We start from the raw sequence: 24,949 nt of genomic DNA, 5'->3' as shown, positions 1-24,949 counted from the left end.
CATGTCGATCCAGCACGAACAATCCCTGGCCGCGCGCTCCGGCGCGGCCCTAGGCGGCAGCTGCTCTTCTGCGGCGTGGAAGGCGAGCATCGTCGCCGAGCTCGCCGAGGTCGTCCGCAACGAGGCCGTCAACGCCGAGTATCGGCACCTCGTGGTCAATTGCAGCGAGGAAGCCGCGGCGGCCCAGCCGGGGCAGTTCTTCCAGCTGCTCTGCCCGCAGCCGGCTGGTGAGCAGCCCTTCCTGCGCCGGCCGATGAGCCTCTACGGGGCCGATCCCGGCAAGCGTCAGGTCGAGTTCCTCTACAAGGTGACCGGCGCCGGCACGCGCGGGCTCGATACGCTGCGACCGGGCGACCGGCTCGACATCATGGGGCCGCTCGGCGTCGGCTTCATGCTCGATCCGGAATGGCGGCACATCGTCGCCGTCGGGCGCGGCGCGGGGCTGGCGACGCTTGCCCCGCTCGCCAGGGCCGCGAAGGCCAATGGCACGCAGGTGACCGCGGTCTTCAGCGCGAGGCGCCCGGAGCTGCTCGTTTCGGTCGAGCTCTTCCATCGCCATGGTGCCGACGTCATCGCCGTCACCGATTCTGAAGCGACGAGCGGGCCCGCCAATGTCGAGCGCATCCTGCGCCGCCAGATCGCCGAGGGCCGCTGCGACGCCTTCTTCACCTGCGGCTCGAGCCGGCTGATGCGGGTGCAGCAGCGCCTGGCGCGCGAGTTCGGGCTGCCCGGCCAGGTCGCGATGGAGCAGCAGATGGCCTGCGGAATCGGGCTTTGCTACTGCTGCGTCCGCGACTTCAACGTCAATGGCGAGATCGTCAACCGGCGCGTCTGCTGGGACGGCCCGGTCTTCGACCTGATGGAGGCGCTGCCATGAGCGCTGCAAGCAATGTCGACCTTTCCGTCAGGATCGGCGGGCTGACCCTGCGCAACCCGGTCATGCCGGCCTCGGGCACCTTCGCCGAAGGGCTGGAGAAGGTGATGGACTTCAACCGGCTCGGCGCCTTCGTCACCAAGACGATCACGCGCGAATTGCGCGCCGGCAATCCGCTACCGCGTGTGGTCGAGCGGCCGGGCGGGCTGATCAACGCCATCGGCATTCCCTCGAAGGGCGTGCCCTATTTCATCGAGCAGACCATGCCGCATTACGCGGCCTACGACACGCCGCTGGTCGTCTCGATCTCGGCGCCGACGGCGGAGGGCTTCGCGAGCCTCGCGGCCGAGCTCTCGATCCCCGGCGTCGCCGCGATCGAGGCCAACATCTCCTGCCCGAACATCGAGGAGGACGGCAAGGCCTTCGCGATGCGGGCCGAGTCGACCGAAAAGGTGACGCGAGAACTGCGCAAGGCGACAAAGCTGCCGCTCTGGCTCAAGCTCACGCCCAACACCGGCGATGTGCCCGAGGTCGCGCGCGCCGCCGAGGCTGCGGGGGCCGATGCGGTCGTGGTCGCCAACACCATCCTGTCGATGGCGATCGACCTGAAGAGCTTCAAGCCCTGCCTCGGCAACATCATGGGCGGGCTGTCGGGACCGGCGATCAAGCCGATCGTGCTGCGCCAGGTCTTCCAATGCGCCAAGGCGGTGAAAATCCCGGTGATCGGCTGCGGCGGCATCTCCAACGCCGATGACGCGGCCGAATACATGCTCGCCGGCGCCAGCGCCGTGCAGGTCGGCACCGCGACCTTCCTGCAGCCGGCGGCGATGACGACGATCATCGACGGGCTCGAGGCCTTCTGCCTGCGCCGCGAGATCCCGCGCGTCGCCGATCTGATCCACGGCGTCGTGATCGAGGAGGCCGACGAGCCCGACCTCGCCTGGCTGGACCCGGTCTCGTGAGCGCGCAATCCGCCAAGATGCGCAACGTCTTCAGTAGCGACGAGGGCGACCGGGCCCTCGCCGAGGTGCTGTTCGATGCCTTACGTAAGGCGACGGGCGATAGCGTCGGCATCACTCGCGAGGCCTATAGCGAGCGCGAATCGCTGGCGCTCGACATCGTCGAGGCGAAAGCGCGCGAACTCGGCTTCGCGACGGAGCGGGACGCCGGCGCCAACCTCGTGGTTACCCTGGAGGGCCGCGAGCCGGAGCTGCCCTTCCTCGCCTGCGGCTCGCATCTCGATTCCGTGCCGCAAGGCGGCAATTTCGACGGCGCCGCCGGTGTCATCGCCGGGTTCGCCATCATCGCCCGCTTCAAGGAGGAGGGCTTCGTCCCGCGCCGGACGATCAAGGTCTATGGCTTGCGCGGCGAGGAAAGTTCCCGCTTCGGCAAGGCCTATATGGGCTCCAGCGCCCTGTTCGGGAAACTCTCGGCCGCCGACCTGTCGGTGCGCGATCATGCGAGCGGGCGGACTCTCGCGGAGTGTATGGCCTCCGTCGGCGTCGACATGGCCCGCGTCGGGAAGGCCGAGCCGCTGCTCGATCCCGCCGATGTCGCTGCCTGGATCGAACTGCATATCGAGCAGGGGCCTGTGCTCGTCGCTCGCGACCTGCCTGTCGGCATCGTCACCGGCATCAGAGGCAATATCCGGCACCGCGAGGTCGAATGCCTCGGCGAGGCCGGCCATTCCGGCGCGGTGCCGCGCTGGCTCAGGCGCGATGCGGTCTTCGCCACCGCCGAACTGATCACCCATCTCGACCGGCACTGGCGAACCTTGCTGGAGCGCGGCCGCGACGTCGTCGTGACCGCTGGCGTGCTCGGTACCGATCCGCAGGAGCACGCGATCGCCCGCATTCCCGGCACCGTGCGCTTCTCCTTCGAGGTGCGCAGCCAGAGCCGCGAGACGCTGGAGGCCTTCTACGACCTCTTCCTCTCGGAATGCGCCCTGATCGGCGAGGAGAGGGGTGTCGAATTCCGCGTCGATCGCCGGCTCGAATCCGCTCCCGCCGTGATGGATGCCGGCTGGATCGCCAGGCTCAAGGCCGCCGCCCGCAATCTCGGCCTGCCCGACGAGGACATACCGAGCGGGGCGGGGCATGATGCGGCGGTTTTCGCCAATGCCGGCATCCCCAGCGCGATGATCTTCGTGCGCAACCAGAACGGATCGCATAATCCGCACGAGGCGATGGCGATCGATGACTTCCTCGCCGGGATCGCGGTGATGCGGGACGCCATCAGGGAGGCGGTGCGATGAGCGCGAACGAGATCGGCCGCGAGGTCGCTGAACTCCTGTTCAAAGCCGGCGCCATCCATGTCAGCCGCCAGCAGCCCTTCATCCTGGCGGCCGGGTGGGCGAGCCCGGTTTATGTCGACGTCCGCCTGTTGCTCGGCGATCCCAACTTGCGCCAGGCTGTCAGCGATCTTGCCGCGCGCTATGCCGGCGAGGCGTTCGCGCCGGGTAGCTTTGAGGTGATCGCCGGCGCCGAGACCGCCGGCATCCCCTTCGCCGCCTGGCTCGCCGACAGGCTGGCCCTGAAGCTGCGCTATGTCCGCAAGCGCCCGCTCGGCATCGGCCGCAATGCCCAGGTCGAGGGCGGTCCGGTCGAGGGCCTGCGCGTGTTGCTCATGGACGATCTGACCACCGACGGCGGCAGCAAGCTCAATTTCGTGCGCGGCCTGCGGGCGGCAGGAGCGCAGGTCGAGCATGTCCTGACGATCTTCTACCACGACGCCTTTCCCGGCGCCGGAGATCGTTTGCGGGAGGCCGGCTTGACGCTCCACGCCTTGGCGAGCTGGGCCGATGTTCTGCGCGCCGAGGCCAGCCAGCGGCTCGCGCCCGAGGATCGCGCCGAGATCGAGCGCTTCCTGGCCGACCCGGTAGCATGGTCGACCCGCCATGGCGGCCGCGCTAGCCTCGCCATCCGGACCTGACGCAGAGGACAAACTGTGACGGCCGGACGTCGAAAGAGATTTGATATGTCTGACAAAGCTACCAGCACTCCGCCCACGGACGCCCCCCGCCCGGACAGCGTGCAGCTCGCCACGACGCAGACCATTGCGCTCGCGGAGGTCTCGACCCGCCGTGAGCATGATCTGCTCGGCGAGGCCGATGTGCCCGCCGGTGCCTATTGGGGCATCCATACCCTGCGGGCGGTCGAGAACTTTCCGATCACCGGCGTGCCGGTCGGCCATTTTCCCGAACTGGTGCGTTCGCTCGTCCTGGTCAAGCAGGCCGCCGCCCGCGCCAACCGGCGCCTCGGCAACCTGCCGGCGGCAAAAGCCGAAGTGATCGAGCGCGCCTGCGACCTCATCGCCAAAGAAAACCGCTTCCACGACCAGTTCGTCGTCGACGCTGTCCAGGGCGGCGCCGGAACCTCGACCAACATGAACGCCAACGAGGTCGTGGCCAATGTCGCCCTGGAGCTGATGGGGCGGCCGAAGGGCGACTACGGCGCGCTCCATCCCAATGACGACGTCAACATGGCGCAGTCGACCAACGACGCCTATCCGACGGCGCTGCGGCTTGCCGTAATATTCGCGACCGAGCCGATGATCGCGGCGCTCGACGAGCTCGCCTTCGCCTTCAAGGCCAAGGCGGTCGAGTTCGCCGACGTGCTCAAGATCGGCCGCACCCAGCTCCAGGACGCCGTGCCGATGACGCTCGGCCAGGAGTTCGACGCCTTCTTCGCGACGATCAAGGAGGACGTCTCGCGCTTGAGAGAAGCCGCCGCCCTGTTCCGCGAGATCAATCTCGGCGCGACCGCGATCGGCACCGGCATCACCGCCGATGCGCGCTATGCCGCGCTCGCTATCGAGGAACTGGCGCGGGCGACACGCCAGCCGCTGGTGCCGGCAACGAACCTGATCGAGGCGACCTCGGATATGGGCGCCTTCGTGCTGTTCTCCGGCGTGCTCAAGCGCGTCGCCGTCAAGCTCTCGAAGATCTGCAACGATTTGCGGCTGCTATCGAGTGGGCCACGCGCCGGCTTTAGCGAGATTCGTCTCCCGGCCGTCCAGGCGGGGTCCTCGATCATGCCGGGCAAGGTCAACCCTGTCATTCCCGAAGTGGTCAACCAGGTCGCCTATCTTGTCATCGGCCACGACCTGACCGTGACCATGTGCGCCGAGGGCGGGCAGCTCCAGCTCAACGCCTTCGAGCCGACGATCGGCTATTGCCTGCTCTCCTCGCTGCGCCATCTCACCGCGGCGGTGACGACGCTGACGACCCGCTGCGTCAACGGCATCGAGGCGGACCGCGAACGCTGCCGCGCTTTGGTCGAGGATTCGATCGGGCTGGTCACCGCGCTCGGCCCGGCGCTCGGCTACGAAGCCTCCTCGCGTGTCGCCAAGCGTGCGCTCGCCGAGAAGCGCAAGGTCGCCGACATCGTGCTCGAGGAAGGGCTGCTGACGCTCGCCGAGCTCGACGAGCTCTTGCGCATCGAGGCGATGACCGCCCCCTCGCGCGCCAAGCCGCCGACCCCGTCGCGCGCCTGAGCGCACCCCGCCCCGCCGACCCATCGCGGTCATGATCGCAATCTCGCGGAGAGATGATGAACGAGCTTCTGAATTGGCTGCAGCAGCAGAAGGGCAGCCTGCGCACCTATGTCGAATTCCAGGACCGGGCGCTGGCGCTGCGTGCCGACGAGCCGGAACAGGCCGCGCTGCTGCGCCTGCTCGCCGATCTCGCCGGCCGTTTCGTCGAGGCCTATGACCGCCAGCCCTTGTCCGCCGAAGTAGCCGCGCATGCGCTCGATCGGTTGGTCGGGCTCCTCGAGAAGGCCGTCGACCAAGGCGCAGCAAACCCATCGGGTCACCTTGCGTTGCTCAATCAGGTCGGGACCAGCGAACTCGCCTAGACGGTGCCCGCCCATGTGAGGACGAAAGCCTTCGGCCCTGCACAAGAGCAGAGACGCAGGGGCTCGAATCCCTCGGGCACGCCGCTTTCCCGCGCCTAATCGGGCTCGCCCGCCGCGCCCGGCTGCGGCGCAAGCTGGGTGCCGCCGCAGACATGGATGACGTCGCCTGTGACGAAACTCGCCCGCGGCGAGGCCAGGAAGGCGATGGCGCCGGCGACATCCTCGGCGGTGCCGACCCGGCCTAAAGGCGACATCTTGCGGAAAGAGGCAGCGAGCCCGGCATTCTCGCGCACGATCTTGTCGTTGAACGGCGTGTTGAGAAAGCTCGGCGCCACGGCGTTGACGCGGATCTGGTCCGGTCCGAGCTGTACGGCCAGCACCCGCGTCAGCCCGATTAGCCCGGTCTTGCTGGAGGTGTAGGCGACACCGGTGCCGGCGAGATAGACCCGCGAGGCGACGTTGACGATGCTGCCGCCGCCGCTCTGCCGCATCAGGGGCTGCGCCGCCTGGCAGAGCAGCATCGGCACCGTCAGGTTGAGCGCCAGCACGGCGTTCCAGACCGAGACATCGACCTCGCCGATCCGCGGCGCACCTGTCATCCCGGCATTGTTGACGAGGCAGTCGAGCCGGCCGAAGCGCTCTCCCATTCGCCCGATCAGTCGATGCGGCGCACCCTCCTCCAGGAGGTCGACCGGTTCGACGACCGCCCGCCTCCCATGTTCGCGCTCGATCTCCGCGCGAATCGCTTCCGTCCGCTCGACCGCGCGATCGGCGAGCACGACATCGAAGCCGTCGGCGGCCAGCATTCGCGCCGTCGCGGCCCCGACCGCGCCGGCAGCACCCGTCACCAAAGCGACCTTCATGGCAGCCTCCGCCTCACCGCTGCCACGGCATCAGCCGGCGCTGCAGCCATTGCAGCCCGTAGGTCAGCAGCACGCCGAGCGCCATCACCACGACGAGGCCGGCATACATCTTCTCGGGATTGAGCACCTCCCAGTAGTAGAAGGTGATGTAGCCGACACCTTGCTTGGCGCGCACGAACTCGACCGAGATGATCACGATCATCGCCGTGCCGAGCGCGATGCGCAGGCCGGCGAAGATCACCGGCATGGCACCAGGCAGGATGACATGGCGCAGCATCGACCAGCCGCGCGCGCCGTAATTGCGTCCCGCCATCAGGTAGACCTTGTCGATGCCGCGGACGCCGGCCATCGTGTTGATCGCCATCAGGATGAAGACGGCGAGCGCGACCACGACGATCTTCGGCGCCTCGCCGAACGGATCGGCGAACATCAGCATCACGATCGGGAAGATCGCGATCTTCGGCAGGACATAGATCGCAGACAGCGTCGTATCGAGCATCAGTCGCACCGTCTGGTTCATGCCCATGACGACGCCGAGCAGCACGCCGGGGATAGCACCCAGGACGAAGCCGCCGAAGACCCGCCCGACCGTCGCCAGCAGATGGCTCTCCGACAGAAGCTTCCAGACGCCGGCCACGCCGTCGGCGGCATAGACCTCGGGGATCAGCCAGGGTCGGCCGAGGAGGCTGGTGCCGGAGAAGCGGTCATAGCGCACCGTCAGGTCCCAGAGCCCGGCGGCGATGCGCGAGGGCTGCGGGAACCAGGTGGTGTTGAGCAGGCCATAGTCACCGGCGAGCTGCCAGACCAGCAGCACCAAAGCCGGGAAGCCAAGGGCGAGCGTGCGCTCATAGATGCCCCTGCCCCGTACCGGCACGATCCGGCCGGCACGTTCGCCGATCAGCACGAGCAGGATGAAGCTGAGGCCGATCGCCGGCCAGGCGACGGCGCGCCAGAGGCCAAGAAGGACGAGCAGCGCATGCGCTGCCAACCCTCCAGCGGCGAGCAATACGAGGGCGCGCCTGTCGCTGCTGCCGGGAGCGGCGCGCGGCGCGGTTTCGCGGCCGGCTTCGATCTCGTTCGCGGAGGTGATGGTCATGGCCTTGCCTCCATCGCCCGGGTCACCTCGGCGCTGAGCTTCTCCCAGATCGCAGCACGATATTCGGCAAAGCGCGGCAGGTTCGTGGTCGCGATGCTGCGCGGGCGCGGCAGGTCGATCTTGAAGGTCGCAAGATGCCGGCCGGGCTGGGCACTCATCAGGATGACGCGGTCGCCGAGCAGGACCGCCTCGTCGAGGCTGTGGGTGATGTAGAGCACGGTCTTGCGCGTCTCCTCCCAGATCCGCAGCAGTTCCTCCTGGATGACGACGCGGGTCTGGGCGTCGAGCGCGCCGAGCGGCTCGTCCATCAGCAGCACCTCGGGATCGTTGGCGAGCGCCCTGACGATGCTGACGCGCTGCTTCATCCCGCCCGAGATCTGGTGCGGATAGTAATCGGCGAACTTCGAGAGGCCGACGCGGTCGAGCCAGAAGCGGGCCGTATCAAGCCGCTGCTTGCGGCCGATACCGCGCATCTGCAGGCCGAAGGCGACGTTGTCGGCGAGCGTCTTCCAGGGGAAGATCGCATATTCCTGGAAGACGACGCTGTTCAGCGGCTTGTCCGCATCCGCGCCGGGCCTGATCTCGATCGCGCCTTGCGAGATCGATTCCAGTCCGGCGACCATGCGCAGGAAGGTCGACTTGCCGCAGCCGGACGGGCCGACGATGCAGACGAACTCGCCATCGGCGACATCGAGCGAGAAATCCTCGAGCGCGACCATGACCCCATCGGCCGTCGGATAGTGCTTGCTGACGTTGCGCGCGCCGATCTTGGGCGCGGCGACGCGCTGCATGGCGATCGTCATTGCTCGGCCCTCCGGGCTGGCTGCGGGCTGCTCCTCACTTGGCGGGAGCGGCCTTGCCGAGGGTCTCAATCGCCTTGCTGGCGAAGCGCTCGTCGACCGCCTTGGCCATGTCGAGCGGCTTCTCGTATTCGGTGCGGCCGTTCTCGCGATGGACACGCTCGATGTCGGCCAGGCCTGCCGTCGGGATCGCCATGTTCGGATCGAAGACGATGGCGCCGCCACCCTTGATCGCCTCCGGCGTCGACGCCGTGAATTTGAGATAGGCGTCCATATTGGCCTGCGCGAGATAGTCGGCGCCCTGCATCAGCCGGGCCGCCTCGGTCATCGCCAGCACGAAGCGCTCGGCCACCTCCGGACGCTCCTTGATGAACTTGCCGGAGGCGACGAAAGCCACCGTCATCAGCCCGGGCGTGATGTCCTGCACCAGCAGCTTGCCGGTGCCCGCCTTGAGGATCTGGTCGGAATAGGGCGAGGAGGTCAGCACGGCATCGACCGATTTGCCCTCCATCGCCGCCGGCATGTCGGCATTGCCGACATTGAGCAATTGCGCGTCGCGCAAGCTGAGCTTGGCGCTCTCCAGCGCCTTGCTGACGAAATATTCGCCGCCGCTGCCCGGCCCGCCGGCGGCCGCGATGCGCTTGCCCTTGAGATCGGCGACGCTCTTCACCGCGCCGCTGTCGATCAGGTCCTTGCGGACGATCAGCTTGGTCGGCCCGTCGGTCATCGGATCGAGCGCGCCAGGCGCGATCACCCTGATGTCGAGGCCGCGATTCCAGGCCGACCAGAGCGAGGCGACGATCGAGATGCCGCCGACATCGACCGAGCCCTTGTCGAGGAAGGCGATCGCCTCGGTGCCGGACTTGACGCTGTCGAGCTGGACGTTGAGCCCGTATTTCTTGAAGAGCCCGCGTGACTCCGCGACATAGGCGGTGGCGAACTTCATGATCGGCACATAGGCGACGCGCACCGCCTGCGGCGGATCGAGCGGCTTCAGCGCCGGCGCCTGCGCGAAAGCGGGCAATGCTCCGGCGAGGCTGAGAAACAGGGCGGCACCGGCGCTGCGCCAGCGGTCAAATCGAAACGGCATTCTTGATCCTCCCCTTGGAGGCGGCTTGCTGCCGCCTTCCTGTCCATCTCCGGCAAGCTTCTTCGGCCTGCTCACAAGGTCTCGTCAACCGCGCGACGGGCGCGGCCGGCGCATGCTCATCCTTCCGCCATCGCGGGAATCGCATTGAGATAGGCACCCTGCACCTTGAGCGCCGCCCGAAGGTCGGCGATCGGTACCTCGCTCGGCGCCAGCGCCCGGTCGGCGGCGATGGCCGCGGCAATGCCGGCGGCCTGGCCGGTCAGCCAGCATTGCGGGATCTCGCGCATGAAGGAGTGGCTGGTGGCGTCGCAGGAGAGATGCCGGCCGGGCGCCAGCAAACCATCGACCTCGCGCGGCACGATCGCGCCATAGGGCACCGAGACATTCGCGAACTTCGGCGCGAGCGAGGGCGAGACGCCGATCTCGTCGGGTGCCACGGCGCCGTCCCAGTTCTCGCGGGTCAGCTTGCCGCGCCCGGCGAGGCGACGGCCGTGGCGCACGCCGAGCTGCGAGCCCGACAGCATGACGAAGGCATCCGAGAATCCCGGCGCGTGCGTGCGATAGAAGGAAAGATGTTCCAGCATCAGCTGGTGGCTTCTGATCTCGACCTCGGAGAGATCCTCGACCTTGAGCGCCGAATAGCCGGCGAGCCGCGGCCCCATGAACACGGCGATGTCGTCGCGCCAGGACACTGAGGGCTTGTCGAAGAAGCGCAGTTCCTCGCGCCCAAGCGCCATGAACTGCGTGAACTGATCCGGCGTCTGCGCTCGAAAGCGCAGGAAGGCCTTCATGTCGACGCCGCCGAACAGCCAGGAGGTGTTCATGCAGCCATGGATGTCGCGGGCGTCGACCTCGGTGTCATAGGCCGAGCCCGCGCCGGCATAGAGGTCACCATCGCCGGTCGCGTCGACCGTCACCCGGGCAAGGATGGCGCGCCGCCCCTCCTTGCTCTCGAAGGCGCAGCCGGCGACGCGCCGCCCGTCCATGATCGGGCTCGCGCCCCAGGCATGGAAGATCGGATGGACGCCGGCCTCGAGCACCATGGCAAGCGACTCAGCCTTGAGCCATTCCGGGTCGAGCGTCGGGGCATGGGTCACCGTGCCGTTGAAGGCGGCGTTGCGCTGGCCCCAATAGGCGACGCGTTCGGGATCGCGCGAGCCCCATTCCGCCGGCTCGGGCCCGGCGATCTTGTCGCGGGAGAGGCGCGCCAGAAGCTCCTCGGCGAAACCGCGGATGACGTGGCGACCCTGCCAATCGCTCATCCGGTCGATCCAGATGACGAGACCGCCGGTCGAGAGCCCGCCGAGATGGTTGTAGCGCTCGAGCAGCACCACATCGGCGCCGAGCCGCGCCGCCGCGACCGCGGCCGCCGTGCCGGCCGGTCCGCCGCCGACGACCAGGACATCGCATTCGGTATGGACGGGAAGATCGCGTGCCGGCTCCGCCACCGTCTTGTCCGACGGCCTGCGGCGATCGAATTTCTGCGTGTCGAAGGTCTCGGAGCGGAAGAACAGCCGCCCTCCCTCGCCTTCCATCGATCCCATGACGCGTTTCCTCGGGCAGACCCTGTGCCGGACACCATCGCGCTTGGCGCTGTGCCCGGTGGCCTCATGAAGGCAAGGATAGGACTGCCGCTGCGCGCTGTTCAAATGAATTTGAAGGCCTTATTCATGAGCAGGATTGCTCAATTGGAGACGACGCGATGGATGTCGCCGGGCTCGAAGCGTTCATCCAGATCGCGGAATTCGGCAGCTTCCGCCGCGCTGCCGAGGCAATGCGCCTCTCGCAGACGGCCCTTAGCCATCGCATCCGCAAGCTGGAGGAGGATGTCGGCGTCACCCTGTTCCAGCGTACCACCCGCAGCCTCGCTCTGACCCGCGCCGGGCAGGACTTCTTTCCCGAGGCACGCGATGCGCTGATCCGACTCTCGACGCTCTACGAGAACCTGAGACGCGAGGGCCGGCAGGCGCAGGAGCGGGTCTCAGTCGGTTGCCTCGGCTCGCTCGGCGAGCATTTCCTGCCGGAGGTGCTGCGCGAGTTCCGCCAGCGCCATCCGGGCGTTTCGGTCACGATCTTCGACGAGCCGGCGGCGGCCCTGCGCGAGCGTGTCGCCTCGGGCGAGGCGCAGTTCGCGCTCACCATCCTCGGCGCGCAGCTCTGGACCCAGAAATCCCGCGCCCTGTTCGAGGAGGATTTCGTCGCCGCCGTCCCGGCCTGCCACGAGCTGGCGCACCGTGCGGAACTCACCTGGGCCGATCTCGTCGGCCATCCGCTGGCCCGCGTCGCGACGACGACGAGCCACGGCTTCATGCTGAGCGAAAGCCTCGGCACTTTCGGCGAACGGCTCGACTGGGCCTATGAGGTCCAGCGCGTCAACATGGCCACCTGCTTTGTCGCCAGCGGCATCGCCATCACCGTGCTGCCGCGCCTCGCCATCCCGCCGAGCACGGAACTGCGCGTCATCCCGATCACCGCGCCGCTGATCCGGCGTACCGTCGGCATCATCGCCAGGGACGGCGTGCAATTGCCTCGCCCGGCCTTGCAGCTTCAACGCATGCTGCTGCACGCGATCGCGCGCCATCCCAAGACCGCGGCGGCAAGGGCAGCCAAGGCTCAGGCCGGCATTCCGGACAAGGATACGACGGAATCGAGCTCGCCCCGATCGAGCACATAGGCAAGCTCGTAGCGGGTCCAGGCCTCCCGGCCTTGCGCCAGCCCGCGAGCGTCGAGCGCCGCATCGAGCACGCCGGCGATGTCGGCGAGGCGATCCCGGTCATGGCACTCGACCATCAGCGCCGCGCCATCGTCGTAAGACGCTCCTTCGCCCGACGGCACCGAGAACGGCACCGGTGCAACGGCAGGATCCTTCGCCAGCACATGGACCGCCGTCGCGGCGGTCTTCTGCAGCACGAGCGCCGCCACGGCCTCCCAGCCGCCTTGCGGCGCCGCGGCATCAGCGAAGACGCTCGCCATCAGGGCGCTGCCCACGCCGCCGCCGCGGCTCAGCCGGACGAGGTGGCCGACACGGAAGAAGCCGCGAAAGGACGGGCGCATGCTGCGCGACCACGCTGTCGGGTTCTGCAACAGCGCCCGATAAGGTGCGCTGTCGAGCACGCCGTTATTGTCGAGCTCGTAGAGCGTCAGGAATTCCGGCAACGGCCCCTCGCCGCGATGATAGCGGCGAGCCCGCAGCATGCCGGAAATGGCGAGCCGCTCCGGCACGTGCTCGCGCGTATGCCAGAGATCGTATTCGCCACGCCGCCCGGGATCGACACCGTTCCAAAGCGAGAGCAGTCCAGCGCCTTTGAGCATCGTCTCGGTTCGTCCTTTCGACCAGCCGGATCAGAGTTTCGGCAGCGGCCCGTCAAAGCTCCAGCCCTGCGCCGCCAGCCTTGCCACGCCGTCGAGCAGCCCGGCGAGGGGCGCCTCCGACAGGATCTCCAGCGCGACCGGTCCGGCATAGCCCTGACGCTCCAGCTCGCACCTGATCGCAGCAAAATCGATGGCGCCGCTACCGATCGGATCGTGCCGCCATTGGCCCACCGGGCTGTCGGAAAGATGGACGATGCCGATGCGCCCGGCGAGCAGGCACAGACCCTCGGCCGGGTTCTCGCCGATCGCGAACGCGTTGGCGACATCGTAGATCACCGGAACGTCGTCATAACCTTCCTCGTCGAGGAAGCGCCGTATCGTCTGCGCGCTGTCGAGCAAGCCTTGCGGATGATTCTCCAGGATCACGCCCACCTCAGCTCGGCGCGCTGCCTCCACGACCTGGCGGAAAGCCGGCCGGAAGCTCTGCATCAGCCGGTCATTGGCCTTGGCGAGCAGCGCATGCCGCCGCCCGGAACCGACGCAGACATGGCGGGCGCCCAGCTCGGCGCAGCGCAGCGCCAGCCGGCGATAGGCCTCGACCGAGAAGCCGACGACCTCGGGAGCCGCGCTGGCGAGATTGATGTCGCTGCTGGCGAGGTCTGCAGCCAACACTTCGAGATCATGGTCGGCGACCAGCCGGCGCAGCCTTGCGGTCCTGGCTTCGTCTGCCCGCCACGGATCGAAATGCGGCGGCGTCGCCAGGAGCTGGATGTGGCGAAAGCCGGCACGGGCGAGCGTCGCGACCGTCGCCTCCGCCTCTTCCTGCCAGACGAAGCCGAAGGTATGGGCCGCCAGCTGCATTCTCTCACTCGTCCCCGCGAAGCTTGCCTGTGAAGTCTGGCCTCAGCCGAAGAAGGGGCCGCGCGGCTGATGCGAGACCAGCGTTGGACTCGCGCCCAGCGCCAGCGACAACTCCCGCGCGGCGCTGAGCAGCATCGGCGAGAACGACAGCATCTTCTCCTCGGTCAGGCGGATATGGGGCCCGGCGATCACCAGGGCGCCGATGACCTCGTTGGTCTGGGCGCTGCGGATCGGCGCGGCCGTTGCGCTCATCCAGGGCGAATAGGTCTGGCTCACCATGCTGAAGCCGCGCTTGCGCGCCTGGCGCAGATATTTGAGCAAACCTGCCGGCGTCTGCGGCGCCTTCGGGCCAAACTCTTCGCGCGAGCCATAGCCCTGGCGCTCGACGAGCGCGAGGGCCTCCTCCTCCGGCAGGCAGGAGAGCCAGGCATGGCCGCTGGCCGAGCAGGAAAGCCGGCCCGACTGGCCCATATCGGGGTCGTAGCGTAGCCCGAAAGGCGATCCCTGCGATTTCGCCACCCAGATCAGCTCGCGCCCGTCGATCAGGGCGAGGCGGACCAGTTCGGCCGTCTCGCGCGCCAGCTGGTCGAGCACCGGCTGGGCGAGATCGGTGATGCCGCTGCCGGCGAGGAAGCTGAAGGCGAGCGAGGCAATCTTGGCCGTGAGCTGGTACATGCCGTGATGGCGCTCCTGCCGGACATAGCCGCGCTCGACCAGGCTGGTCAGCACGCGATGCGTCGCACTGCGCGGAATGCCCAGCCGCTCGGCGATCTCGTAGAGCGGCAGGCCGTGCGCATGGGCGGCCAGGAGCTCGATCACGCCCAGCGTGCGTTCGAGCAGCCCGCTGCGAGCCTGCTCGGCCTCGGTCTCATCCGTGTCAGCGACGAGCTTCTTCGCCATGGCCCTACCCGAAATTGAGTTCCTGGCGTTGTCTCTGGCGTGCCGCCTCGTGGACGGCAAGTGTGGCCCGCAAGGTGCGGGTCGCATCGGCAGCGTCGATCAGCGGCTTGGCACCGTTGCGCACGACATCATGCAGATGGCGCAGCTGGCGCAGATAAGGGCTTTCGCGCGTCACCGGCAGCGCCTGCCGCGAGAGCGGCGCGAACCAGCTCTTCTCCCCGTCATAGCGCCAGAGATCGAGCCCGGGCAGCGTCAGCGAGCCTTCGGTGCCCGAGAGGAAATGCGAGGTCACCGGTGCCGGCTGCGCCGGATAGTTCGGCAATTCGCCCGAGGATAGATCCCAGCTCCAGGGCGTGACGGCGGTATCGGACAGGCTGACCGTCACCAGCGCGCCGTTTTCCAGTTCGAGCAGCACTGCCGCGGTGTCCTCGACCGGCAGGCCGCGGATGCGATCGGAAGTGATGGCCTGCACCGCAGCGATCTCGCCACAGATGAAGCGGATCAGGTCAATCTCGTGGATCAGGTTGATCAGCACCGGCCCGCCGCCGGGCTCGCGCCGCCAGGCCAGGTCGAAATAGGCGTCGTGCTTGTAGAAGGTATAGAGCACAGTCGCCGTGGTCAGCCGCCCGAGAGCGCCGCCTTGCACCGTCTCGCGCGCCGTGGCGATGATCGGATTGTAGCGGCGGTGATGGCCGACGAGGACCGGCACACCGGCACGCGCCGAGGCAGCCGCAAGCTCCTCGCCCTCCGCCACGGTCACCGCCACCGGCTTCTCGATCAACACGGGAATCCCCCGCGCGATCGCATCGAGCCCGATCGGCAGATGGGTCTGGTTGGGAGTCGCGACGATCAGCGCCTCGATGCCACCCGCCGCGATCAGAGCATGATGATCCTTGAACCAGCGCAGTCCCCGCTCCTCGCAGAAGGCTCGGCCGGCCTCGGTGGGATCGGCGACACCGACGACGCCCGCGAAATCGGTTCCGGCGATCACGTCCGCATGCAGGCGGCCGATCGCCCCGGCCCCGACGATCCCTATTGAAAGTGGCGACATAGCCTGAGCCTCCTGCGTTGCTCCCCTTATCCCGCCGGGTCGTCTCGCGGTCAAGATAACTGGAACAAGATTCCATTTTCAAAAATATGACTGGAATTCTATTCCAGTAATGCTAGAGGATCGCCGCCGGCCCGCACCGCGGAGCCCGCCAATCGGAGCCAAAAAGGCTCCAAGGGAACGCCAACGCAGGGAGGGACGTCGTGATCGACACAGACAAGCCGCAGCGGATTTCCACCATCAGGCGCCGGAGCCTTCTCCTCGGCGCCGGCTCGCTCGGCGCGACCAGCCTCGTCTCCGCCAGGCTCGGCACGCCCTATATCGGCAACGCCGCCGCAGCCGAACCGATCAAGATCGGCATGATCTGGGCGAAGACCGGCAACATCGTCGATCAGTCGGAATATCTGGCGCAGGGCAGCATGCTGGCGCTGGAACAGCGCAACGGTACCCTCCTCGGCCGCCCCGCCGAGATCGTCTGGCTCGACGAGCCCAACCCGCAGGGCGCCCAGCAAAACGCCGAGCGCCTGGTCGGCGAGCACAAGGTCGTCGGCATCGTCGGCGGTGCGCTCAGCTCCTTCGCGCTCGGCATCTCGGCCGTGGCGAAGAAGGCCAAGATCCCCTACATCGCCGCCAATGCCGCCACCGGCGAGCTCACCGGCAAATCCTGTAACAAATACACCTTCCGCCTGCAGCCGCCGGTCGAGGTCCATGCCCGGGCGCTGGCGCCCTATTGCCGCGACATCGGCAAGAAATGGTATCTCCTGACCGCCTCCTATGCCTTCGGCCAGGACATCAAGCGTTCCTTCGAGGAGTACGGCAAGGCCAACGGCATCACCGTCGTCGGCGCCGACGAGGTGCCGGTCGGCACGCCCGATTACAGCTCCTTCATCCTGAAGATCCGCGCCGCCAAGCCCGATGTCGTCATCGGCGGCCTCTCGGCCAGCGACCTCACCACCTTCCTGAAGCAGTGGAACGAGCTCGGCATGCGCGGGCGCATTCCCTTCGCCGAGATCTCGGTGGGCAACACCGATCTCTGGGGCGTCGGGCCGGAGGCGGCGGACGGGCTCTACACCCTGACCTGGTACTACAAGAACCCGAACAACCCGCCGGAAGAGCAGGCGATGGCGGCGGCCTATGAGAAGAAATACAACCGCCCCGCTGCCGACAAGACCTGGATGGGCTGGTTCGGCATGAAGAGCCTGCTCGACGCGATCGAGGCCGCGAAATCGACCGAGCCAGCGGCCATCGTCGCCGCGCTGGAGACATGGCAGGTCAAGCGCGGCGACCTCGACGTGCATTATCGCGGCTTCGACCACCAGATGGTCAACCGCCTGCTGATTGCCGGCATCAAGCCGAAGATCACCGACAAATGGGACTATTTCGACATCAAGGCCGAGCTGCCGAAGACGCAAGCCGACATCGACAAGGCCTTCGGCTCGCAGGCCGAGAGCGCCTGCAAGATGGACGCGCTCTGACGCTCCGCTGAGCCGGATGAAGGCTGGCTGGACCATGCGCCGGCCGGTTCCTTCCTCTTCCCTCGTCGCGCCCGCTCCAGGAGCGCCCCATGCTCGATATGATCCTGTCCCAGGCCGTGAACGGTCTGGTGTTGGGCTTCCTTTATGTCCTCATCGCCGTCGGCCTCTCGATCATCTTCGGGCTGCTCGGCATCGTGAACTTTGCCCATGGCGCCTTCTTCGCCGTCGGCGCCTATGTCGCTTTGGTGCTGGCGCGCGAATTCGGCTGGTGGGCGGCGCTGCTGGCGCCCTTCGTCACCGGCGCACTCGGCATGCTGGTCGAGATCGTGCTGATCCGCCATCTCTACGGCAAGGAGCCGCTGCTCGGCCTGATCCTGACCTTCGCGCTGGCGCTGCTGTTCGAAGCGGTGCTGCGGATGATCTTCGGCGGGGCGCCGCTGCCGTTCAGCGCGCCGCGCTTCCTCTCCGGCTTCGTCGAATACGGGCCGGTCCTCCTGACCAAGTACCGGATGTTCGTGCTCTTGGTGACGGTCGCGGCCCTCGTCGCCTTCTGGGCCTTCCTGACCTACACGCCCTTCGGCCGGATCATCCGGGCCGGCTCGCGCGATGCCGAGATGGTCGGCCTGCTCGGCATCAACCTGCCGGTGGTGTTCAGTTTCGTCTTCGGCATCGGCTGCCTGCTCGCCGGCTTGGCTGGCCTGCTCGCAGCGCCGCTCTGGACCGTGACGCCCTCGATGGCGGCGAGCGCGATCATGCCCGCCTTCGTCATCGTCACCATTGGCGGGCTCGGCTCCTATGCCGGCGCCATCGTCGCTGGCCTGCTCGTCGGCATCACCATCGCCATGACCATCCAGTTCCAGCCGGAATGGGCGGGCGCCGCGATGTACGTGCTGATGGCGGCGATCCTGCTCGTGCGTCCCCGTGGCCTCTTCGGTGAAAAGTGGGAGCGCTTCGAATGAATCTCCGCAGCTTCCTTGCGCATCCCGCCCTCTGGGCCGGCATCGTCCTCTCCGGCCTGACGCTGCTCTGGCTTGGCCTGGGCGCACCGATCGGCCTGATCACCCAGATCGCGATCTACACGCTCTACGGCATGGGCGTGAACCTGCTCGTCGGCTACACCGGCCTCGTCCCGTTCGGCGCCTCGGTGTTCTTCGGTTGCGCCAGCTATGCCGCCGCCTTCTTCGTGCTCGGGCGGATCAGCAACGACCTCTTCGGTATCGTGCTCGCCGTGTTGTTCTCGCTGGCGCTCGCTTTCGTGCTGGGCGCGCTGATCCTGCGCCGCAAGGGCCTCTATTTCTCGCTGCTGACCCTGGCTTGCTCGCAGATCGCCTTCGAGATCGCCTTCAAATGGACGGCGGTCACCGGCGGCGAGAACGGCCTGCAGGGCGTCGCCCGCGCCAGCTTCGCCAGCGACCTCTCCTTCCATCTCTTCGTGCTGGCCGCGGTCGTCGCCGGCATCTGCCTGCTCTGGCGGCTGGTGCATTCGCCCTTCGGCCGGGCGCTCCAGGCTGTGCGCGACAACGAGCAGCGCGCCCGCAGCCTCGGCTTCAACGTCTATCTGCTGAGACTCGGTTCCTTCGTCGTCATGGCCGGCTTCGTCGGCTTTTCCGGCGCGCTGCTGACCTTCCTGCTGCAGGGCGTCTACGCCAACAACCTCAGCTGGCAGCATGCGGGCGACGCGCTGCTGATGACGGTGCTCGGCGGCGTCCACCATTTTCTCGGCCCGCTCTGGGGCGCGATCACTTTCATCATCCTGGAGAACCGACTCTCGGCTATCACCGAGAACTGGTGGCTGATCTTCGCGCCCATCCTGATCCTGTTCGCGCTGCTTTCACCGGAGGGCATCCAGGGCCTGGCCCAGCGCCTCTTCGGCAAGCAGCGCTGGACCCTGACCCGCAACAGCATTCCGCCGCGGCCGGCACTGATCGAACCCTATGTCAGCGCCGCCCAGGCGATGGATCCGGACAAGCCGATCCTGGAGACGCGCAAGCTTTCCAAGCAGTTCGGCAGCCTCGTGACGGCCAAGGAGATCGACCTTCAGGTCAAGCCCTTCGTGCTGCACTCGATCATCGGCCCCAACGGCGCCGGCAAGACCACCTTCTACAACATGCTGACCGGCGTACTGCCGCCCACCAGCGGCCAGGTCTTCTTCGAGGGCACCGAGGTCACCCGCCTGCCCATGCATGCCCGCGCCCGGCTCGGCATGGGCCGCTCCTTCCAGATCCTCTCGATCTTCCCGAATCTCAGTGTGTTCGAGAATGTCCGCATCGCCGTGCAGGCACAGCGGATCGGCGCGCGCGGCCTGCTGCGCGATGCCCATGCCGACGACGCGATCAACGCCCGGACCTGGTCGATCCTCGACGCGGTCGGCCTCGCCGAACAGGCCGCCGAGCTCGCCCAGGACCTGCCGCATGGCGCCAAGCGCCTGCTCGAGATCGGCGTGACCCTGGCGATCGAGGCCAAGCTCCTGCTGCTCGACGAGCCGCTGGCGGGGCTGGCCGAAGCCGACCGCATCGTCGTTGCCGATCTCATCCGCAAGCTCGCCCAGCGCCACGCCGTGCTGCTGATCGAGCACGATATCGACCGCGTGCTGGCGATCTCGGACCGCATCTCCGTGCTGCATCAGGGCCGGATGATCGCCGACGGCAAGCCGGCCGAGGTCGCGCGCAATCCCGAGGTCATCGCCGCCTATCTCGGCACCGCCAGGGACGGCGAGCGCGCGAGCACCCCGGCCGTGGCACGCCGCGCGGGAGCAACCAGCCCGGTCCTGCTCGACGCCAGGGGCATCGCCGTCGGCTATGGCGGCAGCACCGTGCTCTCCGGGGTCGATCTCGCCATCCGCGAGGGCGAGGCGGTGGCGCTGCTCGGCCGCAACGGCGTCGGCAAGACCACGACGCTGCGCGCGCTGACCGGCAGCCTGCCGCTCGACGCAGGCTCTATCAGCTTCGCCGGCACCGACCTGCGCAAGCTCAGGCCCTTCGAGATCAACCGGCTCGGCATCTCGCTGGTGCCGGAGGGGCGGCGGCTCTTCCCGAACCTCACCGTCACCGAGAACCTGCTGCTGGCGCAGCGCCCGGGCGGCATCACACTCGAAGAAGCTTTCGCCCTGTTTCCCCGTCTCAAGACGCGCCAGGCCGCCAAGGCGGAGAACCTCTCGGGCGGCGAGCGCCAGATGGTCGCGATCGCCCGCGCCCTGATGGTGCCGAGCAAGCTCGTCCTGCTCGACGAGCCCTTCGAGGGGCTGGCCCCGGCCGTGGTCAACGAGGTCATGGAGGCGCTGGTTAAGCTGCGCGGCCGCATCGCCATGATCATCGTCGAACACCATGCCGAGCTCGTGCTGCCGATCGTCGACCGCGCCTATGTGCTGGTCAACGGCCAGGTCGCCTTCGCCGGCGACGCCGCCCAGCTGGAGCATGATGAAGCCTTGCAGGCGCGGCTTCTCGGCGTCGTCGAAACCCAGGACACTCGCGCGGCCTGAGGGCTGCTGCCGGAGGACAGGACCATGAGCATCACCATCACCGGCGCGACGCGCCTCAACGTCATCGTCGGCGAGCCGATCGCGCAGGTTAAGTCCCCGGCCGGCATGACCGCAGCCTTCGCCGCACGTGGCCATGACGGCATCGTCGCACCGGTGCGCGTCGCGCCCGAGCATCTCGATGCCTTCCTCAGCGCGCTCGACCATGTGCCGAACTGCGACGGCATCATCGTCACCGTCCCCCACAAATTCGCCTGCCATCGCCACTGCGCCAGCGCCACCGAGCGCGGCGACTTCCTCGGCACCGTCAACATCATGCGCCGGCGCAAGGACGGTGCCTGGCATGGCGACATCGTCGACGGGCTCGGCTTCGTCGGCGCGGTCAAGGCCAATGGCGGCGAGCCCGCCGGCAAGCGCGCTCTGCTGGTCGGCGCCGGCGGCGCCGGCTCGGCGATCGCACTCGCCCTCGTCGATGCCGGCGTCCGCGAACTTGCCATCCACGATGCCGACGCCGAGCGCCGCGACCGGCTGATCGCCCGCCTCGACGGCCGGGGCGGCGCGAAAGTCCGTGTCGGCTCGGCCGATCCGACCGGTTTCGAACTTGTCGCCAACGCCTCCCCGGCCGGCATGAAGCCGGGCGACCCGCTGCCGGTCGAGGTCGACAAGCTCGCGCCCGGAACCTTCGTCGGCTGCGTCATCACCGTTCCCGTCGTCTCGCCGCTGATCGAGGCCGCCCGCAAGCGCGGCTGCAAGACCTCTACGGGTAGCGACATGTACCAGGCGCTGCAGAGTGCCATGGTCGACTTCCTGCTCGCCGGCAAGCGTATCGGCTGAGGTTCCCTGATGTTCACGACACTGGCGGCCCTGCCGGAACAGACCTCCTATGACGTCATCGTCGCCGGCTCCGGCGCCGCCGGACTGGCGGCGGCTGTCTTCGCCGCGATCGAGGGCCGCTCGGTGCTGGTCGTCGAGCGCACAGAGCATGTCGGTGGCACCAGCGCGCTTTCCGCCGCCACGACCTGGGTCCCGAATTCGCTGCATGCGGAGAAGGTCGCGACCGGCGATTCCCTGGAGAAGGCCGCCCGCTTCCTCGACGGCGTCGTCGGCAACCATTCTTCGGCGCGGCTGCGCGAGACTTTCCTGCGCGCAGGGCCGCAGGCGATCGCCACGCTGGAGCAGCGTACGACGGTTCACTTCCGCCCCTATGCGACCCATCCCGACTATGAATCGGATGTCGAGGGCTCGACCCTGCGCGGCCGCGCGTTGGAGCCGATCCCGTTCGACGGCCGCCGGCTCGGCGCCGATCTCCAGCGCATCCGCCCGCCGATCCCGGAATTCACCTTGTTCGGCGGCATGATGATCGACCGCACCGATATCGGCCATCTGCTCAAGCTCAGGACCTCCTGGACCTCGTTCAGGCATGCGGCCGCCATCCTCGGCCGCTACGGCCTAGATCGCCTAAGTAGCAAGCGCGGCACCCGCCTCGTCATGGGCAACGCGCTGATCGGCAGCCTGCTGCTGACCTTGAAGCAGCATGGCGGCACCGTGCTGCTCAACGCCTCGATCACCGATTTGCCGAGCGGGCCCGACGGTGTCACCGGCGTCGTCGTCGAGCAGGGCGGCGCGACGCGTGCGATCGCGGCCGGCCTCGGCGTCGTGCTCGCCGCCGGCGGCTTCAACCGTCATCCGCAGCGACGCGGCGCCATGCTCCATAGCCCGACGCCAACGCTCAGCCCTGCCGCCCCCGGCCATACCGGCGCGATGCAGGATCTGGCGCTGAGACTCGGCGCGCGCTTCGGCGAAGGCAGCCGCGACAATGCCTATTGGGCGCCGGTCTCGACGCGGACGAGGCCGGACGGTTCGACCGCCGTCTTCCCGCATTTCGTGCTCGACCGCAGCAAGCCCGGCACCGTCTGCGTCGACCAGACCGGCCGGCGCTTCGTCAACGAATCCACCTCCTACCATCTGTTCAGCCGCGCCATGTTCGAGGCGAACCAGACGCGCCCGACCATTCCCTGCTGGATCATCACCGACGCCGAGTCCTTAAGCCGCTATGGGCTCGGCATGGTCCGGATGGGCACGCGCGACCTCCGGCCCTTCCTCGCCGACGGCTATCTCGTCGAAGGCGCGACCGTCGCCGAGCTCGCCGGCAAGCTCGCCATCGATCCGGCGACGCTCGCCGAGACCATCGCGCGCATGAACGACCACGCACGCATTGGCGCCGACCCGGAGTTCGGCCGCGGCACCACCGACTATCACCGCGTCAACGGCGATGCCTCGCGCAGCCTGCCCAATCCGACGCTCGGTCCGATCGCGACCGCGCCCTTCTACGCGGTCAAGCTGACGCCGGGCGATATCGGCGCCGCGACCGGGCTCGTCATCGACGAGAACGCGCAGGTGCTCGGCGAGGGCGACCGGCCGATCGGCGGGCTCTATGCCTGCGGGAACGAGGCGCAGTCGATCATGGGCGGCACCTATCCGGGCCCCGGCATCACCATCGGTCCGGCTATCACCTTCGCCTGGTGCGCGATCCGCCATGCACTCGGCCTGCGCACGCCGGCCGCGGAGCGTGCAGCGGGATGAGCAGTGACCTGCCCAGCTCCTGCGACCTGCTGGTGATCGGCTCCGGCGCCGGCGGGCTGGCGAGCGCCGTCACCGCCGCAATCCTCGGTCTCGATGTCGTCGTGATCGAGAAGGAGCGCCATTTCGGCGGCACCACCGCCTGGTCGGGCGGCTGGATGTGGCTGCCGCGTAACCCGCTCGCCCGCGCCGCCGGGATCGACGAGGACGAGGAGACGATCCGCACCTATCTGCGCCACGAACTCGGCGAGGGTTACGACGAGGCCTTCGTCACCATGCTGATCGAGCAGGGGCCGCGCATGGTCGATTTCTTCCGGCGCGAAAGCGCGGTCGACTTCATCGACGGCAACCTGATGCCGGACTTCCACGGCAACACGCCCGGCGCCGGCACCGGCGGCCGCTCGCTCTGCGCCAAGCCTTTCGACGGGCGCGAACTCGGCGCGCGCTTGCAGGATCTGCGTCCGCCGCTGGCCGAAATCGCGCCCTTCGGCATGAACATCGCGTCAGGTGCCGACCTGCAGCATTTCCTCAATGCGACGCGCAGGGTTTCTTCCTTCTTGCACGTACTGCGCCGGCTGGCGCGCCACGTCGTCGATCGCGCCAGCCATGGCCGCGGCCTGCATCTCGTCAACGGCAACGCCCTCGTCGCGCGCCTGCTCAAATCCGCCGATGATCTCGGCATCGCCCTGCTCAAGGACGCTGCGGCGGTGGAATTGCTGCGCGAAGGCGAGCGCATCGCTGGCGCGGTGGTGGAGCACGGCGACCGGCGCCGGACGATCCAGGCGAAACGCGGCGTCGTGCTCGCCACCGGCGGCTTTCCGCATGATCTCGCCCGCAAGTCAGAGCTCTTCCCGCATGCGCCGAGCGGCCGGGAGCATTGGTCGGCGGCGCCCTGCAGCAATACTGGCGACGGCCTCAGGCTCGGTGAGGCCGCGGGCGGACATATCCGAACCGACCTGGCGCATGCCGGCGCCTGGGCGCCGGTCTCGCTGGTGCCGAAGCCGGGTGGCGAGCCCGGCCGCTTTCCGCATCTGGTCGAGCGGGCCAAGCCGGGCACACTGATGGTGCGCCGCGACGGCAGGCGCTTCTGCAACGAAGCCGATTCCTACCACGACGTGATGCAGGTGCTCTTCGCCGCGACGCCTGTAGGCGAGCCGGCTGAAGCCTGGCTGCTCTGCGATCACGCCTTCCTGCGCCGCTACGGGCTCGGCCGCGTCCGGCCCCGGCCCTTCCCGATCCGGCCCTGGCTCGGCAATGGCTACCTGAAGCGCGGCGCGACGATCACTGAGCTCGCTTCGACCTGCGGCATCGACGCTGCCGGGCTGACCGGAACCCTCGAAGCCTACAATGCCGCCGCTGCCGAGGGCCGTGACCCCGAATTCGGCCGCGGCGAGACGCCTTACAACCGCATCCAGGGCGCGGCCGACAATCAGCCAAACCCGTGCGTCGCGCCGCTCGGGCCGGGGCCGTTCTATGCGGTCAGGATCGTGCCCGGCAGCCTCGGCACTTTCGCCGGGCTGAAGACGGATGCGCAGGCCCGCGTGCTCGATGAGCGCGATGCGCCGATTCCGGGCCTCTATGCGGTCGGCAACGACATGTCGAGCATGATGGCCGGCCGCTATCCCGCCGGCGGCATCACGCTCGGCCCAGCCATGACCTTCGGCTACGTCGCCGCCCACCATGCTGGCGGCATCCCGCTCGCCAACAACCGTTCCTGAT

At 68.0% G+C, this 24,949-nt stretch carries 22 protein-coding genes; 13 read left to right on the top strand and 9 right to left on the bottom strand.

Annotation, left to right across the window (positions count from 1 at the left end):
* Position 1 precedes the first annotated feature (1 nt).
* From ACWIGM_RS23140 to ACWIGM_RS23115, 6 genes are read left to right on the top strand one after another with little or no spacing between them, the layout of a single operon-like run.
* Positions 2-877, top strand: a complete 876-nt coding sequence (locus ACWIGM_RS23140; protein ID WP_454028319.1) for a dihydroorotate dehydrogenase electron transfer subunit — start codon at positions 2-4, stop codon at positions 875-877.
* A complete protein-coding gene (locus tag ACWIGM_RS23135) occupies positions 874-1,836 on the top strand; it encodes a dihydroorotate dehydrogenase (protein ID WP_454028318.1) in 963 nt (320 codons plus the stop codon). Before ACWIGM_RS23140 ends, ACWIGM_RS23135 begins: the two co-directional genes overlap by 4 nt.
* Entirely contained in the window at positions 1,833-3,128 is a 1,296-nt protein-coding gene (locus ACWIGM_RS23130) for a Zn-dependent hydrolase (RefSeq protein WP_454028317.1), read from the top strand. The genes ACWIGM_RS23135 and ACWIGM_RS23130 overlap by 4 nt, the downstream gene beginning before the upstream one ends.
* Complete coding sequence (locus ACWIGM_RS23125) at positions 3,125-3,805, top strand: orotate phosphoribosyltransferase (RefSeq protein ID WP_454028316.1); 681 nt, start codon at positions 3,125-3,127, stop codon at positions 3,803-3,805. The genes ACWIGM_RS23130 and ACWIGM_RS23125 overlap by 4 nt, the downstream gene beginning before the upstream one ends.
* Before the next feature lie 45 nt (positions 3,806-3,850).
* Positions 3,851-5,368, top strand: coding sequence for an aspartate ammonia-lyase (locus ACWIGM_RS23120; RefSeq protein WP_454028315.1), 1,518 nt, complete (start codon positions 3,851-3,853; stop codon positions 5,366-5,368).
* Positions 5,369-5,424: 56 nt separating this feature from the next.
* Entirely contained in the window at positions 5,425-5,730 is a 306-nt protein-coding gene (locus tag ACWIGM_RS23115; RefSeq protein ID WP_454028314.1) for a hypothetical protein, read from the top strand.
* A gap of 95 nt (positions 5,731-5,825) precedes the next feature.
* On the opposite strand, the gene ACWIGM_RS23110 is transcribed toward ACWIGM_RS23115, so the two are convergent.
* The 5 genes from ACWIGM_RS23110 to ACWIGM_RS23090 form a co-directional block, all read right to left on the bottom strand.
* Positions 5,826-6,593, bottom strand: coding sequence for an SDR family NAD(P)-dependent oxidoreductase (locus ACWIGM_RS23110; protein WP_454028313.1), 768 nt, complete (start codon positions 6,591-6,593; stop codon positions 5,826-5,828).
* A gap of 13 nt (positions 6,594-6,606) precedes the next feature.
* A complete protein-coding gene (locus ACWIGM_RS23105; RefSeq protein ID WP_454028312.1) occupies positions 6,607-7,689 on the bottom strand; it encodes an ABC transporter permease in 1,083 nt (360 codons plus the stop codon).
* Positions 7,686-8,492, bottom strand: coding sequence for an ABC transporter ATP-binding protein (locus ACWIGM_RS23100; protein ID WP_454028311.1), 807 nt, complete (start codon positions 8,490-8,492; stop codon positions 7,686-7,688). The genes ACWIGM_RS23105 and ACWIGM_RS23100 overlap by 4 nt, the downstream gene beginning before the upstream one ends.
* Positions 8,493-8,526: 34 nt before the next feature.
* Positions 8,527-9,579, bottom strand: a complete 1,053-nt coding sequence (locus tag ACWIGM_RS23095; RefSeq protein ID WP_454028310.1) for an ABC transporter substrate-binding protein — start codon at positions 9,577-9,579, stop codon at positions 8,527-8,529.
* A 116-nt stretch (positions 9,580-9,695) separates the two neighbouring features.
* Positions 9,696-11,123, bottom strand: coding sequence for an FAD-dependent oxidoreductase (locus tag ACWIGM_RS23090; protein ID WP_454028309.1), 1,428 nt, complete (start codon positions 11,121-11,123; stop codon positions 9,696-9,698).
* A 158-nt stretch (positions 11,124-11,281) separates the two neighbouring features.
* On the opposite strand from ACWIGM_RS23090, the gene ACWIGM_RS23085 reads away from it, so the two are divergent.
* Positions 11,282-12,253, top strand: a complete 972-nt coding sequence (locus ACWIGM_RS23085; protein WP_454028308.1) for a LysR family transcriptional regulator — start codon at positions 11,282-11,284, stop codon at positions 12,251-12,253.
* Here the strand turns inward: ACWIGM_RS23085 and ACWIGM_RS23080 are convergent.
* Genes ACWIGM_RS23080 through ACWIGM_RS23065 form a run of 4 tightly spaced genes read right to left on the bottom strand, consistent with a single transcriptional unit; the run spans position 12,193 to position 15,703 of the window.
* Positions 12,193-12,891 (bottom strand): hypothetical protein, encoded by a 699-nt coding sequence (locus ACWIGM_RS23080; protein ID WP_454028307.1) that lies wholly within the window; start codon positions 12,889-12,891, stop codon positions 12,193-12,195. The genes ACWIGM_RS23085 and ACWIGM_RS23080 overlap by 61 nt on opposite strands.
* Positions 12,892-12,921: 30 nt before the next feature.
* The gene (locus tag ACWIGM_RS23075) at positions 12,922-13,752 is read right to left on the bottom strand and encodes a sugar phosphate isomerase/epimerase family protein (protein ID WP_454028306.1); all 831 of its coding nucleotides are present in this window, start codon (positions 13,750-13,752) and stop codon (positions 12,922-12,924) included.
* Positions 13,753-13,794: 42 nt separating this feature from the next.
* Positions 13,795-14,652, bottom strand: a complete 858-nt coding sequence (locus tag ACWIGM_RS23070) for an IclR family transcriptional regulator (protein WP_454028305.1) — start codon at positions 14,650-14,652, stop codon at positions 13,795-13,797.
* Positions 14,653-14,656: 4 nt separating this feature from the next.
* The gene (locus tag ACWIGM_RS23065; RefSeq protein WP_454028304.1) at positions 14,657-15,703 is read right to left on the bottom strand and encodes a Gfo/Idh/MocA family protein; all 1,047 of its coding nucleotides are present in this window, start codon (positions 15,701-15,703) and stop codon (positions 14,657-14,659) included.
* Positions 15,704-15,903: 200 nt separating this feature from the next.
* On the opposite strand from ACWIGM_RS23065, the gene ACWIGM_RS23060 reads away from it, so the two are divergent.
* From ACWIGM_RS23060 to ACWIGM_RS23035, 6 genes are all read left to right on the top strand, one after another.
* Complete coding sequence (locus tag ACWIGM_RS23060; RefSeq protein WP_454028303.1) at positions 15,904-17,175, top strand: ABC transporter substrate-binding protein; 1,272 nt, start codon at positions 15,904-15,906, stop codon at positions 17,173-17,175.
* Between the two features lie 89 nt (positions 17,176-17,264).
* Entirely contained in the window at positions 17,265-18,134 is an 870-nt protein-coding gene (locus ACWIGM_RS23055) for a branched-chain amino acid ABC transporter permease (RefSeq protein WP_454028302.1), read from the top strand.
* Positions 18,131-20,653 (top strand): branched-chain amino acid ABC transporter ATP-binding protein/permease, encoded by a 2,523-nt coding sequence (locus ACWIGM_RS23050; RefSeq protein WP_454028301.1) that lies wholly within the window; start codon positions 18,131-18,133, stop codon positions 20,651-20,653. Before ACWIGM_RS23055 ends, ACWIGM_RS23050 begins: the two co-directional genes overlap by 4 nt.
* Positions 20,654-20,677: 24 nt before the next feature.
* Positions 20,678-21,484, top strand: coding sequence for a shikimate dehydrogenase family protein (locus ACWIGM_RS23045; protein ID WP_454028300.1), 807 nt, complete (start codon positions 20,678-20,680; stop codon positions 21,482-21,484).
* 9 nt (positions 21,485-21,493) lie between these two features.
* Positions 21,494-23,233 (top strand): FAD-dependent oxidoreductase, encoded by a 1,740-nt coding sequence (locus ACWIGM_RS23040; protein ID WP_454028299.1) that lies wholly within the window; start codon positions 21,494-21,496, stop codon positions 23,231-23,233.
* Entirely contained in the window at positions 23,230-24,948 is a 1,719-nt protein-coding gene (locus tag ACWIGM_RS23035; protein WP_454028298.1) for an FAD-dependent oxidoreductase, read from the top strand. The genes ACWIGM_RS23040 and ACWIGM_RS23035 overlap by 4 nt, the downstream gene beginning before the upstream one ends.
* Position 24,949 lies beyond the last annotated feature (1 nt).

This window comes from Allobosea sp. NPDC055332, assembly GCF_053645455.1.
The sequence above is the reverse complement of the archived record's forward strand: the minus strand, read 5'-3'. Positions and strand labels throughout refer to the sequence as shown.

Excerpts from the sequence above, each read along its gene's own strand:
- ACWIGM_RS23055 (WP_454028302.1), top strand. The coding sequence starts at position 17,265 with ATGCTCGATATGATCCTGTCCCAGGCCGTGAACGGTCTGGTGTTGGGC.
- ACWIGM_RS23070 (WP_454028305.1), bottom strand. The coding sequence starts at position 14,652 with ATGGCGAAGAAGCTCGTCGCTGACACGGATGAGACCGAGGCCGAGCAG.
- ACWIGM_RS23125 (WP_454028316.1), top strand. The coding sequence starts at position 3,125 with ATGAGCGCGAACGAGATCGGCCGCGAGGTCGCTGAACTCCTGTTCAAA.
- ACWIGM_RS23085 (WP_454028308.1), top strand. The coding sequence starts at position 11,282 with ATGGATGTCGCCGGGCTCGAAGCGTTCATCCAGATCGCGGAATTCGGC.
- ACWIGM_RS23075 (WP_454028306.1), bottom strand. The coding sequence starts at position 13,752 with ATGCAGCTGGCGGCCCATACCTTCGGCTTCGTCTGGCAGGAAGAGGCG.
- ACWIGM_RS23045 (WP_454028300.1), top strand. The coding sequence starts at position 20,678 with ATGAGCATCACCATCACCGGCGCGACGCGCCTCAACGTCATCGTCGGC.
- ACWIGM_RS23135 (WP_454028318.1), top strand. The coding sequence starts at position 874 with ATGAGCGCTGCAAGCAATGTCGACCTTTCCGTCAGGATCGGCGGGCTG.
- ACWIGM_RS23140 (WP_454028319.1), top strand. The coding sequence starts at position 2 with ATGTCGATCCAGCACGAACAATCCCTGGCCGCGCGCTCCGGCGCGGCC.
- ACWIGM_RS23095 (WP_454028310.1), bottom strand. The coding sequence starts at position 9,579 with ATGCCGTTTCGATTTGACCGCTGGCGCAGCGCCGGTGCCGCCCTGTTT.
- ACWIGM_RS23040 (WP_454028299.1), top strand. The coding sequence starts at position 21,494 with ATGTTCACGACACTGGCGGCCCTGCCGGAACAGACCTCCTATGACGTC.
- ACWIGM_RS23100 (WP_454028311.1), bottom strand. The coding sequence starts at position 8,492 with ATGACGATCGCCATGCAGCGCGTCGCCGCGCCCAAGATCGGCGCGCGC.
- ACWIGM_RS23035 (WP_454028298.1), top strand. The coding sequence starts at position 23,230 with ATGAGCAGTGACCTGCCCAGCTCCTGCGACCTGCTGGTGATCGGCTCC.
- ACWIGM_RS23120 (WP_454028315.1), top strand. The coding sequence starts at position 3,851 with ATGTCTGACAAAGCTACCAGCACTCCGCCCACGGACGCCCCCCGCCCG.
- ACWIGM_RS23050 (WP_454028301.1), top strand. The coding sequence starts at position 18,131 with ATGAATCTCCGCAGCTTCCTTGCGCATCCCGCCCTCTGGGCCGGCATC.
- ACWIGM_RS23090 (WP_454028309.1), bottom strand. The coding sequence starts at position 11,123 with ATGGGATCGATGGAAGGCGAGGGAGGGCGGCTGTTCTTCCGCTCCGAG.
- ACWIGM_RS23115 (WP_454028314.1), top strand. The coding sequence starts at position 5,425 with ATGAACGAGCTTCTGAATTGGCTGCAGCAGCAGAAGGGCAGCCTGCGC.
- ACWIGM_RS23105 (WP_454028312.1), bottom strand. The coding sequence starts at position 7,689 with ATGACCATCACCTCCGCGAACGAGATCGAAGCCGGCCGCGAAACCGCG.
- ACWIGM_RS23110 (WP_454028313.1), bottom strand. The coding sequence starts at position 6,593 with ATGAAGGTCGCTTTGGTGACGGGTGCTGCCGGCGCGGTCGGGGCCGCG.
- ACWIGM_RS23065 (WP_454028304.1), bottom strand. The coding sequence starts at position 15,703 with ATGTCGCCACTTTCAATAGGGATCGTCGGGGCCGGGGCGATCGGCCGC.
- ACWIGM_RS23080 (WP_454028307.1), bottom strand. The coding sequence starts at position 12,891 with ATGCTCAAAGGCGCTGGACTGCTCTCGCTTTGGAACGGTGTCGATCCC.